The following is an 11565-nucleotide window of genomic DNA, read 5'->3' on the forward strand; positions in this document are numbered from 1 at the left end:
TTACTGGCAACTCTGGCATCTCTCGTCCCGGGGCATGTGCTATTGCGCACTTGCCTGGGCGACCCTGGACGGCGCCGCCCCCGGCTGGCGCCAGCTCCACCCCTACCTGCCCCTGCGTGACCGTTACGCGCCCGAGAAGATCCTGCACGCCGTGGTGGCGTACAGGGAGGCTCGCGGCGAGATCAGGCCGCCTCCGGGTTTTGAATCGGGGCGCATGCTGACCTACGCCTATGCGTCATGGAGTTCACGCCTGCTCCCTCCGCTTGCCGGCTGAACCTTGCCTTCACTGGCGCAGGTCGTAGCGCCACCCCGTTTCATCGAGCTGCCTGATACTGTCGGTAACCAGTCCGACCAGCGCGTCCAGCATCTTGCTGCCCTTTTCCGCGCTGGCCCAGGTCGGGTCACCGGTGGCGCCGGTCGCCGAAACCTTGGCGATATCCCACATGATCTGTACGCGCTCGCCGATGCGGATGCTGTCTACCGGCATCTGCCGCATGGCCTTGCCCAGGTCGCACAGGTCCGGAAACACCGCCATGGTGATCGAGGTTTCACCTTCGCCGCCGTGGCCCAATCCATTCCACTCGGCGAAGAAGCCGTCGCCAAGCCGGCTGCCGATCACCGACCACCAGGCAGGCAGGAAGGCGAACACCACCTTCGGGTAGCGCTGCTTGACCTTGCGCTGGGCGATCTCGAGCGGCGCAATATTGCCGTCGTGCCCGTTCAGCACAAAGATGTACCGGATATCGTAGGCAATCAGGCTCTCGAAGATATCCTCGGCAAGCGCCGTCACCGTCTTGAAGCGCAGCGAGACCGCCATCGGGTGGCGTTGTAGCGCATCGAGGTGCCGAACGGCACGCCGGGGACCACAATGGTCCGTTCAAGCCGTTGCGCCGCCAGCCGTGCCACTTCGGCGGGAACGAACAGGTTCGGCCCGAGCGGCAGGTGCCCGCCGTGACTTTCGCAACTGCCAAAAACGGTGATGTCGCTGTCTATACCGCCAGCGGCAAACATGGCCTCCAGTTCGGCCGTGGAGAACTCATTCAGCAAGACCTTCTTCATGATGCGTTCTCCGCCAGCGGCTGCGCTTTCGCGTTTAGGACCGGATGCAACAACAGGTACACCAGTACCAGCACCGCGATCAGCATGATGACGGGCGCCACCGGCACCGCCAGCCGCTCCAGCCCTTTCATGCCGGACATCGAGGTCGCGGTGAACAGCAGGCCGCAGGTCACGCATGCCAGGAACACTTCCAGCGTGATCGGCGCGATGTCGAATCCCAGGCGGGCCGGGTCAAGCACGGTGATGCCGCTCGGATTGCCGATGAACGCGCCCCAGATGTCGCCCACCATGCCGGTGATGGCGGAGAACCAGCCCAGCGTCAGCATCGGCAGGTTCATGCCTTTTGCGCCATAGGCATAGCGGCACAGCAGCGCCAGGCTCAGCCCGGTTCGTTGCGCGATGACGCCCAGCAGCGACGTCAGCACGAACAGGATGCCCATGCCGATGGCGATGGCCAGCAAGGCCATGGGGAAGGAAACACCCGCGCCGCCCGCCGGCCCGGCCAGCGTGCCGCCGATGAACAGGCCGGTGGCAACGTAGCCAAACCCCACCCATACCGCCACCTGTTTCCAGGTCGGCCTGCGTGCGTCGGGCGGGACCGGGGTAAACATATAGTCTGCATCGACTGCCGGGGACGACTGCACCTTCTGATTCATGATGGGATCTCCGAATCCACCGTTCCGTGTTCGAGCGACCCGGATGCAAGGGAACCAGTCCTGCATCCGATCGTGAGTCAGCGCGAGAGTAACAGTGCGAAAGCGGCAGGAAATGCGGAAGATTCCAAGATGCGTAGCGAAATGGCCGTCGCCATCCGGGCTTTGGCTGCTTGCATCGCCGAAAAACTAAAAAGCCACCGGCGCTGCCGGTGGCTCTTGGTTGGGACGAAGGGCGCAGGCCCTGGGCTGATGCTTACCCCACCCACTTCCGCGCATTGCGGAACATCCGCATCCACGGGCTGCCGCCGTCGGCAACCTGCTTCCACGCATCCGGCGCCCAGCTCATGGTCGCGGCACGGAACACGCGTTCCGGGTGCGGCATCAGCACGGTGAAGCGGCCATCGACGGTGGTCACCGAGGTAATGCCGTCGGGCGAGCCGTTCGGGTTGAGCGGATAGGCCTGCGTGACCGCACCGTAGTTGTCGACAAAGCGCAGCGCCACGTGGGTCTGGTCGATATTGCCCTGCTGCGAGAAGTCGGCAAGCCCTTCGCCGTGGGCAACCACGATCGGGATGCGGCTGCCTTCCATGCCAGCGAAGAAAATCGACGGCGAGGACTGCACTTCCACGGTCACGTAGCGCGCTTCGTACTGCTCCGACTGGTTGCGCGTGAACTTGGGCCACGCACCCGCGCCCGGAATGATCGGGGCCAGGTTGCTCATCATCTGGCAGCCGTTGCAAACGCCCAGCGCGAAAGTGTCCTGGCGGTTGAAGAAGGCCGCGAACTGCTCGGCCATCTGCGCGTTGAACAGGATGGTCTTGGCCCAGCCCTCGCCCGCGCCCAGCACGTCGCCGTAGCTGAAGCCGCCGCAGGCAACGAAACCGCTGAAGTCGGCCAGGTTGGCGCGGCCGGCGATCAGGTCGCTCATATGCACGTCGTGCGTGTCAAAGCCGGCGCGGTCCATGCTGTACGCCATCTCGATCTGCGAGTTGACGCCCTGCTCGCGCAGGATGGCCACGCGCGGACGGGCGCCGGCGGCGATGAACGGCGCGGCGATGTCTTCGGCCGCATCGAAGGTCAGCACCGGGCTGATACCTGGGTCGGCGGCGTCGAGCAGGCGGTCGTATTCGCTGTCGGCGCAGGCCGGGTTGTCGCGCAGGCGCGAGATGCGCCAGCTGACTTCGCTCCAGTTGCGCTGCAGGTCCGTGCGCGAGGCGCCGAAGACCTTCTTGGCATCGCGGTAGACCTCGATCTGGTCGGTCGCGTTGGGCTTGCCCACCACATGGCTGCAGGCCGAAAGGCCGGCTTCGCGCAGCACGGCGAAGACCGTGTCGCGGTCGTCCATACGCACCTGCACCACCGCGCCCAGCTCTTCCGAGAACAGCGCGCGCAGGGTCTGGTCGTTGCGGCGCTCGGCAATCTGCTGCGCCCAGTTCTTGGCGTCGCCGTAGTCCTGCTCCTGCTGCGGGTCCAGCGCCAGCATGTCGACGTTTAGCGACACGCCACAGTGGCCGGCAAAGGCCATCTCCGCCAGCGCAGCCATGAAGCCGCCGTCGGAACGGTCGTGGTAGGCCAGCAGCTTGCCTTCGCGGTTCAGGCGCTGGATCACGTTGAAGAAGTTCTTCAGGTCTTCGGCATTGTCGACGTCGGGGGCGCTGTCGCCCACCTGCTGCATGACCTGCGCCAGGATGCTGCCGGCCATGCGGTTCTTGCCACGGCCCAGGTCGACAGCGATCAGCACGGTGTCGCCGGCGTCGGTGCGCAGTTGCGGGGTCAGCGTGCGGTTGACATCGTCCACCGCGGCAAAGGCCGAGATGATCAGCGATACCGGCGCGACCACTTCCTTGTTGACGCCGTCGTCCTGCCACTTGGTGCGCATCGACAGCGAATCCTTCCCGACCGGGATGCTGATGCCCAGCGCCGGGCACAGTTCCATGCCGACGGCGTGCACGGTGTCATACAGCTTCGCGTCTTCGCCTTCCACGCCGCAGGCCGCCATCCAGTTGGCCGACAGCTTGACCTTGCCCAGGTCCTTGACCGGCGCGGCCGCCAGGTTGGTCAGCGCCTCGCCGATCGCCATGCGGCCCGATGCCGGCGCGTTGATCACGGCCAGCGGGGTGCGCTCGCCCATGGTCATCGCCTCGCCGGCGTTACCCTTGTAGTCGAGCGTGGTCACGGCTACGTCGGCCACCGGCACCTGCCACGGGCCGACCATCTGGTCGCGCGCGTTCATGCCGCCCACGGTGCGGTCGCCAATGCTGATCAGGAACGACTTGCTGGCCACCGTCGGATGGCGCAGCACGTCGCGCACCGCCTGCTCCAGGCTGATGCCGGTCACGTCCACGGCCGGCAATGCCTCTTCCACGCGCTTGACGTCGCGGTGCATGCGCGGCGGCTTGCCCAGCAGCACGTCCATCGGCATGTCGACGGCGTAGTGCTCCTTGAGCGCAGCGTCGACGCTGGCGTCGACCAGCTGCAGCTGCTTTTCTTCGGTGGCGATGCCAACCACGGCGAACGGCGAGCGCTCACGCTGGCACATGGCCTGGAACTGCGGGAAGCTGTCCGGCGCGATGGCCAGCACATAGCGCTCCTGCGACTCGTTGCACCAGATTTCCGCTGGCGACAGGCCGGACTCTTCCAGGTGCACCTGGCGCAGGTCGAAGCGCGCGCCGCGGTCGGCGCCGTCCACCAGTTCCGGGAAAGCGTTGGAGATGCCGCCCGCGCCGACGTCGTGGATCGACAGGATCGGGTTGGCGTCACCGAGCTGCCAGCACGCGTTGATCACTTCCTGCGCGCGGCGCTCCATCTCCGGGTTGCCGCGCTGGACCGAATCGAAGTCCAGGTCGGCGGTATTGGTACCGGTCGCCATCGAGCTGGCGGCGCCGCCGCCCATGCCGATGCGCATGCCCGGGCCGCCCAACTGGATCAGCAGCGTGCCGGCCGGCAGCGGATTCTTGTGCGTGTGCCCGGCGTCGATATTGCCGATGCCGCCCGCGATCATGATCGGCTTGTGGTAGCCGCGCACGGTCCCGCCCACGTTCTGCTCGTAGACGCGGAAGTAGCCGCCCAGGTTGGCGCGGCCGAATTCATTGTTGAAGGCGGCGCCGCCGAGCGGGCCGTCGATCATGATCTGCAGCGGCGAGGCGATGCGGTCCGGCTTGCCGGTCACGCCGGGCTTGTGGTCGGGGTTGCGGTGTGCCACCGGCTGGGCGGCGTCGCGGTCGTTTTCCCAGGACTCGACGGCCTCGGGCAGCATCAGGTTTGACACCGTGAACCCGGTCAGGCCGGCCTTGGGCTTGGCGCCGCGGCCGGTCGCGCCCTCGTCGCGGATTTCACCGCCGGCGCCGGTGGAGGCCCCCGGGAACGGCGAGATCGCGGTCGGGTGATTGTGCGTCTCCACCTTCATCAGCGTGTGCGTCAGCGCCTCGTGGCGGCCGTACTTGTGGTCATCGCCGCGCGGGAACCAGCGCTCGGCCACGTCGCCTTCCATCACCGCTGAGTTGTCCGAGTAGGCCACGATCGAGCCCTGCGGATTAAGCTGGTGCGTATTGCGGATCATCGCGAACAGTGACTTGTCCTGCTGCACGCCGTCGATGGTCCAGGTGGCGTTGAAGATCTTGTGGCGGCAGTGCTCGCTGTTGGCCTGCGCGAACATCATCAGCTCGACGTCGGTCGGGTTGCGCTCCAGCTTGCCGTAGGCCTCGACCAGGTAGTCGATCTCGTCCTCGGACAGCGCCAGGCCCATCTCGACATTGGCCGCGGCCAGCGCGCTGCGCCCGGCGGAGATATCGATAAAGCGCAGCGGCTTGGCCGGCAGTTCCTGGAACAGGCCGGCGGCATCGTCACGCGAGGCGACCACGGTCTCGGTCATGCGGTCGAACAGGTGCGCGGCGACGGCGGCGCGGGTGTCCGCGTCCAGCGTCTTGCGGCCGCGCAGCAGGCCCTTCTTGCAGATCACGGTGATCTCGATGCCGCGCTCGATGCGGTGGATATGCGTCAGGCCGCAGTTATGGGCGATGTCGGTGGCCTTGCTGGCCCACGGCGAGATCGTGCCGAAGCGCGGGATCACCACGAAGCGGTCGCCGTCAGACGGATCGGCAAACGGCGCGCCGTAGGTCAGCAGCGCCGCCACGCGGGACTGCTCTTCGGCCGACAGCGGCGTCTGTGCGTCAACAAAGTGCAGGAACTGTCCATGCACCGATTCAATATCGGCGTCGATCTGCCGCAGGGCGGTGAGCAGGCGTTGCTGACGGAAGGCGGAAAGCGCCAAAGCGCCGGGGAAGCACGAGAAATGCGCCATGATCGTAGCGGTCGGGAGGCGGTGAGGTAGGGGCTGCTGCTTAGCCGGCACCGCTGCATGGGGTGCCGACTGGCGGGAAACCGCTATTGTACCTTGCCGGCACCCGGATTTTGCACTGCGACATCACGGCGGGGCCGTGTTACGGCCCATCCTGATAATGCTTATGCATCACTTTTACCAAATGGACGGCTCAGAGTGACGTCGCCGAGCGCGCGGCCTGCTCGTACAGGCCGGTCAGCACCCGCATCAGCCGGGCGAGCTCGCCGATCTCGGCATTCTCTTCGCTGCCCTCGGTGAAGTTGCTGGTCAGGCATTGCTCGCGGATCTCGCGGTAGCGCGCGCAGGCCTCGGTGCCGGCCGGGGTGGTCGAATAAGTGGCCTCCTTGCCGACCCGCTCCCCGCTCACCAGCCCCAGTCCCTGCAGCTTCTTCAATGCGTAGGTCACCAGGTGCGTGTCTTCCACGTTCAGCACGAAGCAGATATCGGCCAGCCGCTTGGGCCGTCCGCGATGGTTCACGTGATGCAGTACCAGCACGTCCAGGAAGGTCAGGTCGCGCACGCCGGCCGCGCCCATGCAGCGCACCACCCAGCGGCTGTAGGCGTTGTAGGCGGTATTCAGGCCGAACTCGAACTCGGACAGCTCGGGGCTCCGTACCGACACCAGGTGCGACGACGACACGATATTGGCCCCGGCCGCGCGTGACAGCGCGGTGGCCGGCCTTGCCTTACCGGCAACGCCAGGGACATCGGCCACGGCGGCGGCGGTGTGCCCGCTCTCGGCTGGTTTGCGTGGCATGCGGGAGACTCCTTTCGATGGGGGTGGCGCTGGCGCTGGCTGTGCTAGGTAGAAGCCCGGGGCGCGCTCCGGCAATTTTAGCTTGACAGTTTATTGGCGAATTATGAGCATGAACACCTAATAAATACAGGTAAAGCATGAGGGAGGACGCCGGCCACGACTGGCCCTGCGCATGTGCACCGCGCCCTTCCCCATGCTGGCAGGCGGCAGCCACCATGGCGGTGCCTGCCCCGCCCTCGCACCCCGTTCGCAGACCCCATGCCATCCATGCTTCCCGACCTCGACACCCTGAACACCCGCCTGCGCGACGGCGCCACCAGCCGTGCGCAGATCATCGAGCAAGCGGCCGCGCTTGCCGCCACGCCGGCTGCCGAGGCCGTGTTCCTGCACAGCACCTTCGAGGCTGCGGCCCAGGTCGCGCGCGCAGCCGATGCCGCCGGCCGCGCCGGCAAGGCGCTGCATCCGCTGGCAGGGCTGCCGGTTTCGGTCAAGGACCTGTACGACGTGGCCGGCGAAGTCACCAGCGCGGCCTCGCTGGTGCGCAAGGATGCCGCGCCGGCCACGGCGGACGCCACCGTGGTCGCCCGCCTGCGCGCGGCAGGGGCAGCCCTGGTCGGGCGCACCAACATGACGGAGTTCGCGTTCTCGGGCGTGGGCATCAATCCCCACTACGGCACGCCGGTCAACCCGGCCGGCACGGATGGCGTGGCACGCATCCCGGGCGGCTCGTCGTCGGGTGCGGCCGTTTCGGTGGCGCTGGGGCTGGCGGTCGCGGCGCTTGGCAGCGACACCGGCGGTTCCATCCGCATCCCCGCCGCGCTGTGCGGCATCACCGGCTTCAAGCCCACCACGCGGCGCGTGCCACTGACTGGAGCCTTTCCGCTGTCGTACACGCTGGATACCGCCTGCGCGATGGCGCGCACGGTCAGCGACTGCATTGCCATGGACAGCGTGATCGCCGACAGCGCAGTGATCCCGCGCGTGACCAACCCCGCCGCCACGCGGCTGGCGATCCCGCGCCAGGTCCTGCTGGACGACCTCGACCCGGTAGTGGCCCGTGCCTTCGACCGGGCATTGGGCCGGCTGTCGGCCGCCGGCGTGCAGCTTGAGCACGTCGACCTACCCGAGCTTGGCGAGCTGGCGGGCCTGAACGCCCAGGGCGGCTTCAGCTCGGCCGAAGCCTTTGCCATCCACCGCCACCTGCTGGCCGGACGGCGCGAGCTGTACGACCCGCGCGTGGCCTCGCGCATCGACCGCGGCGCCAATATCAGCGCCGCCGACTATATCGACCTGGGCCGCGCCCGGCTGGACTGGATCGCCCGCATGCAAGCGCGCCTGGCCCGCTTCGACGCCGTGGTCTGCCCGACCGTGCCGATGGTCGCGCCCGAGATTGCGCCGCTGCGCACCGATGATGCGCAATTCTTCCGCGTCAATGCCCTGCTGCTGCGCAATACCTCGGCCTTCAATTTCCTTGACGGCTGCTCGATCTCGATGCCCTGCCACGCGCCGGACGAGTTGCCCGTGGGCCTGATGCTGTCGCACGGCCCGATGCGCGATGCCGACCTGCTGGGCACGGCCCTTGCGTTGGAATGCATCGTGCAACCTTCACAGCGCGACGACTGAGCCTGCCGCCGCGCCGTTGATCTTGCGCCGACGTGCCCCCCCCAATGCGGGCACGATCGGCACCAGGTAGTACGCAACCAGCAGTACAACCGCGCCCCCGCGCGCACACCAGGAGAGATCGAGATGCGAGTCAAGGCAATCGTTGCGGCCGGCCTGATGATGGCCGCCGTGGCGGCACAGGCGGATACCAAGTGGGACCTGCCGACCGGTTATCCGGTCAGCAACCTGCACACCGAGAACCTGCAGCAGATGGCCAACGACGTGGACAAGGCCACCGGCGGCAAGCTCAAGATCGTGCTGCATCCCAATGGCTCGCTGCTCAAGGCCAACGAGATCAAGCGCGGCGTGCAGACCGGCCAGGTGCAGATGGGCGAAATCCTGATGTCCTTGCTGGCCAACGAGAACCCGGTGTTCGGCGTCGATGCCGTGCCATTCCTCGCCACCAGCTATGGGGATGCCTACAAGCTGTGGCAGGCCTCGCGCCCGGCCACCGAGAAGGTGCTCGACAAGCAGGGCATGAAGCTGCTGTACGCGGTGGCGTGGCCGCCGCAGGGCATCTATGCGAATAAGCCGATCAATTCGGCCGGGGACATGAAGGGCCTGAAATGGCGCGCGTACAACCCGGCCACCTCGCGCATCGCCGAGCTGGTCAGCGCCCAGCCGGTGACCATCCAGGCTGCCGACCTGGCTCAGGCGCTGGCCACGGGCACGGTCAACTCCTTCATGTCGTCGGGCGCCACCGGCGTCGACACCAAGGTGTGGGAGAGCGTGAAGTACTTCTACACGGTGGACGCCTGGCTGCCCAAGAACATGCTGGTGGTCAGCAAGAAGGCGTTCGCGGCGCTGGACAAGCCGACCCAGGACGCCCTGCTCAAGGCCGTGGCCGATGCCGAGAAGCGCGGCTGGCAGGTGTCGGAGCAGAAGACCAAGGAGTACCTGGCGACCTTGTCGCGCAACGGCATGACGGTGCAGCCGCCTTCGCCGCAGCTCAAGTCCGACATGCAGAAGGTGGGCCAGACCATGGTGGATGACTGGGCCAAGGGCGCGGGCGAGGACGGCAAGGCCATCCTGGACGCCTACCGCAAGTAGGCTGCGGGCCTGCCCGCCTCCATGAACTCCCCGCCCTTGCCGCGCAGGCTGGCATGGCGGGGAGCCCCCCTCCCTCCCTGACGCCGTCCATCATGCCAACTGCCCCCTCCTCCAAGCGCTGGCTCGACCGCCTGCTTGACCTCTTTGCCATGCTCGGCGCGCTGTGCATCCTCGCCGTCTGCGTGATCATGATCCTGATGTCGCTGTCGCGGGAGACCTCGGTGATCTTCAAGGGTGGCGATGACATCGTCGCCTGGCTGTGCGCGGCGTCCGCCTTCCTGATCCTTGGCCAGACCTTCCAGCATGGCGGCATCGTGCGCGTCGAGATGCTGCTGGGGGCCGTGGGCCCGCGCCGGCGCTGGGTGCTGGAGCTGGTCTCGCTGACCATCTGCCTGGCGTTTGCCGCATATGCGGCGTGGGCGCTCGGCACCTTTGCGTGGCAGAGCTGGGACATCGGCGATGTCTCGCAGGGACAGATCGTGATTCCGCTGTGGATGCCGCAGAGCTTCGCGGTGCTCGGCTGCATCGGCTTCCTGCTGGCGGTCGGCGATGAATGGCTGCGCGTGGTGCGCGGACAGAAGCCGCGCTACCAGGTAGCCCAGGAAGAAAAGCTCGCCTCCGGCGATTTCGGGGAGACGGTCTGATGAGCACAGTCGTCGTTGCACTGATCCTGCTGCTGGTGATGATCGTCTTCCTGGCGATCGGCGCGTGGATCCCCGTGGCCATTGCGGTCACCTCATGGGTCGGGCTGGTGGTGTTCTCGGACCGCGAGGCGCTGGTCAGCCTGGCCAACGCATGGTGGTCGTCGAGCGCCTCATACACGCTGGCATCGCTGCCCCTCTTTGTCTGGATGGGCGAGATCCTGTTCCGCACCAAGCTGTCCGAGCAGATGTTCAACGGGCTCTCGCCCTGGCTGAACTGGCTGCCGGGACGGCTGATGCACGTCAACATCCTGGGCTGCGGCATCTTTGGCTCGGTGTCGGGGTCGTCGGCGGCCACCTGCGCCACCATCGCCAAGTCGGCGCTGCCGGAACTCACGCGGCGCGGCTACGACGAGCGCACCACGCTCGGCTCGCTGTCGTGCGCGGGCACGCTCGGCATCCTGATCCCGCCATCGATCACCATGGTGGTGTATGCGGTGTCGGCGGACGTGTCGATCATCCGCGTGTTCCTGGCGGGCTTCATACCGGGGCTGCTGCTGATGCTGCTGTTCTCAGGCTATATCGTGGCCTGGGCGCTGGCCAACCCCGACAAGACCCCGGCGTCGGAGCACTTCAACTGGCGCGCGCGGCTGGCATCGATCCGCCAGCTGCTGCCGTGCATGGTGCTGATCGCCTTTATCACCTGGGTCATGGTCACCGGCTATGCCACCGCGACAGAAGCCGCGGCCTACGGCGTGGTGGCGTCACTGGGACTGGCATGGGCGGGCGGCTCGCTTACGCGCGCGGCGTTCTGGGACAGCCTGATGTCGGCCACGCGGCTGACCGCGATGATCATGTTCGTGCTGGGTGCCACCTCGTTCCTGTCGGTGACCATGAGCTTTACCGGCATCCCGCGCGCGCTGGCGGAATGGGTGGCGGCGATGCACCTGTCGCCATGGGCGCTGATCGCCGTGCTGACGGTGATCTACATCGTGCTGGGCACGGCGCTGGACGGCATCTCGATGATCGCGCTGACCACGGCGACCGTGCTGCCGATGGTGCAGGCGGCCGGCTTCGACCTGGTCTGGTTCGGCATCTTCATCGTGCTACTGGTGGAGATCGCCGAAGTGACGCCGCCGGTGGGCTTCAACCTGTTCGTGCTGCAGAGCATGACCGGCAAGGACAGCAACTACATAGCGCGGGTCTCGCTGCCCTTCTTCATGATGATGGTGGTGGCCATCGCCATCATCACGATCTGGCCCGTCGTGGTGACCTGGCTGCCGGACATTGTCATGCAGCAGGAATTGACATCCTCTCCGTCCTAAGCCTTCGGCTGCCGCCTTACGGCGGAAAGGACGAGGATTCCTACGGCGCTACGTGATGCTCTACGTAGTCACTTCG

The 11565-nt window shown here is 66.7% G+C and carries 9 protein-coding genes; 4 read left to right on the forward strand and 5 right to left on the reverse strand.

What is annotated here, in order from left to right; genetic code table 11:
- Nucleotides 1-283: 283 nt before the first annotated feature.
- From AC1Q7H_RS17505 to AC1Q7H_RS17525, 5 genes are all read right to left on the reverse strand, one after another.
- The gene (locus tag AC1Q7H_RS17505; RefSeq protein WP_211980985.1) at nt 284-817 is read right to left on the reverse strand and encodes a creatininase family protein; all 534 of its coding nucleotides are present in this window, start codon (nt 815-817) and stop codon (nt 284-286) included.
- A complete protein-coding gene (locus AC1Q7H_RS17510; RefSeq protein WP_211980984.1) occupies nt 787-1059 on the reverse strand; it encodes a creatininase family protein in 273 nt (90 codons plus the stop codon). The genes AC1Q7H_RS17505 and AC1Q7H_RS17510 overlap by 31 nt, the downstream gene beginning before the upstream one ends.
- On the reverse strand, nt 1056-1715 hold the full coding sequence (locus tag AC1Q7H_RS17515; protein ID WP_492381502.1) for a cytosine permease: 660 nt from the start codon (nt 1713-1715) through the stop codon (nt 1056-1058). Before AC1Q7H_RS17515 ends, AC1Q7H_RS17510 begins: the two co-directional genes overlap by 4 nt.
- A gap of 253 nt (nt 1716-1968) precedes the next feature.
- Nucleotides 1969-6015 carry a phosphoribosylformylglycinamidine synthase gene (gene purL / locus AC1Q7H_RS17520; protein WP_492381503.1) on the reverse strand — a complete coding sequence of 1349 codons (4047 nt, stop codon included), beginning with the start codon at nt 6013-6015 and terminating at the stop codon, nt 1969-1971.
- A gap of 190 nt (nt 6016-6205) precedes the next feature.
- A complete protein-coding gene (locus tag AC1Q7H_RS17525; RefSeq protein ID WP_013956516.1) occupies nt 6206-6811 on the reverse strand; it encodes a winged helix DNA-binding protein in 606 nt (201 codons plus the stop codon).
- A gap of 258 nt (nt 6812-7069) precedes the next feature.
- Between AC1Q7H_RS17525 and AC1Q7H_RS17530 the strand changes: the two genes are divergently transcribed.
- The 4 genes from AC1Q7H_RS17530 (at nt 7070) to AC1Q7H_RS17545 (ending at nt 11489) form a co-directional block, all read left to right on the forward strand.
- Nucleotides 7070-8434 carry an amidase gene (locus tag AC1Q7H_RS17530; protein WP_013956515.1) on the forward strand — a complete coding sequence of 455 codons (1365 nt, stop codon included), beginning with the start codon at nt 7070-7072 and terminating at the stop codon, nt 8432-8434.
- Between the two features lie 123 nt (nt 8435-8557).
- On the forward strand, nt 8558-9523 hold the full coding sequence (locus tag AC1Q7H_RS17535) for a TRAP transporter substrate-binding protein (RefSeq protein WP_013956514.1): 966 nt from the start codon (nt 8558-8560) through the stop codon (nt 9521-9523).
- 92 nt (nt 9524-9615) lie between these two features.
- Nucleotides 9616-10167, forward strand: coding sequence for a TRAP transporter small permease subunit (locus AC1Q7H_RS17540; protein WP_153957026.1), 552 nt, complete (start codon nt 9616-9618; stop codon nt 10165-10167).
- The gene (locus AC1Q7H_RS17545; RefSeq protein ID WP_153957025.1) at nt 10167-11489 is read left to right on the forward strand and encodes a TRAP transporter large permease; all 1323 of its coding nucleotides are present in this window, start codon (nt 10167-10169) and stop codon (nt 11487-11489) included. The genes AC1Q7H_RS17540 and AC1Q7H_RS17545 overlap by 1 nt, the downstream gene beginning before the upstream one ends.
- Nucleotides 11490-11565 lie beyond the last annotated feature (76 nt).

This window comes from Cupriavidus sp. GW823-FHT06D04, assembly GCF_058795055.1.

Coding starts and splice junctions, on each gene's coding strand:
- AC1Q7H_RS17515 (WP_492381502.1), bottom strand. CDS start 1,715: ATGAATCAGAAGGTGCAGTCGTCCCCGGCAGTCGATGCAGACTATATG.
- AC1Q7H_RS17510 (WP_211980984.1), bottom strand. CDS start 1,059: ATGAAGAAGGTCTTGCTGAATGAGTTCTCCACGGCCGAACTGGAGGCC.
- AC1Q7H_RS17535 (WP_013956514.1), top strand. CDS start 8,558: ATGCGAGTCAAGGCAATCGTTGCGGCCGGCCTGATGATGGCCGCCGTG.
- AC1Q7H_RS17505 (WP_211980985.1), bottom strand. CDS start 817: ATGGCGGTCTCGCTGCGCTTCAAGACGGTGACGGCGCTTGCCGAGGAT.
- AC1Q7H_RS17545 (WP_153957025.1), top strand. CDS start 10,167: ATGAGCACAGTCGTCGTTGCACTGATCCTGCTGCTGGTGATGATCGTC.
- purL (WP_492381503.1), bottom strand. CDS start 6,015: ATGGCGCATTTCTCGTGCTTCCCCGGCGCTTTGGCGCTTTCCGCCTTC.
- AC1Q7H_RS17530 (WP_013956515.1), top strand. CDS start 7,070: ATGCCATCCATGCTTCCCGACCTCGACACCCTGAACACCCGCCTGCGC.
- AC1Q7H_RS17525 (WP_013956516.1), bottom strand. CDS start 6,811: ATGCCACGCAAACCAGCCGAGAGCGGGCACACCGCCGCCGCCGTGGCC.
- AC1Q7H_RS17540 (WP_153957026.1), top strand. CDS start 9,616: ATGCCAACTGCCCCCTCCTCCAAGCGCTGGCTCGACCGCCTGCTTGAC.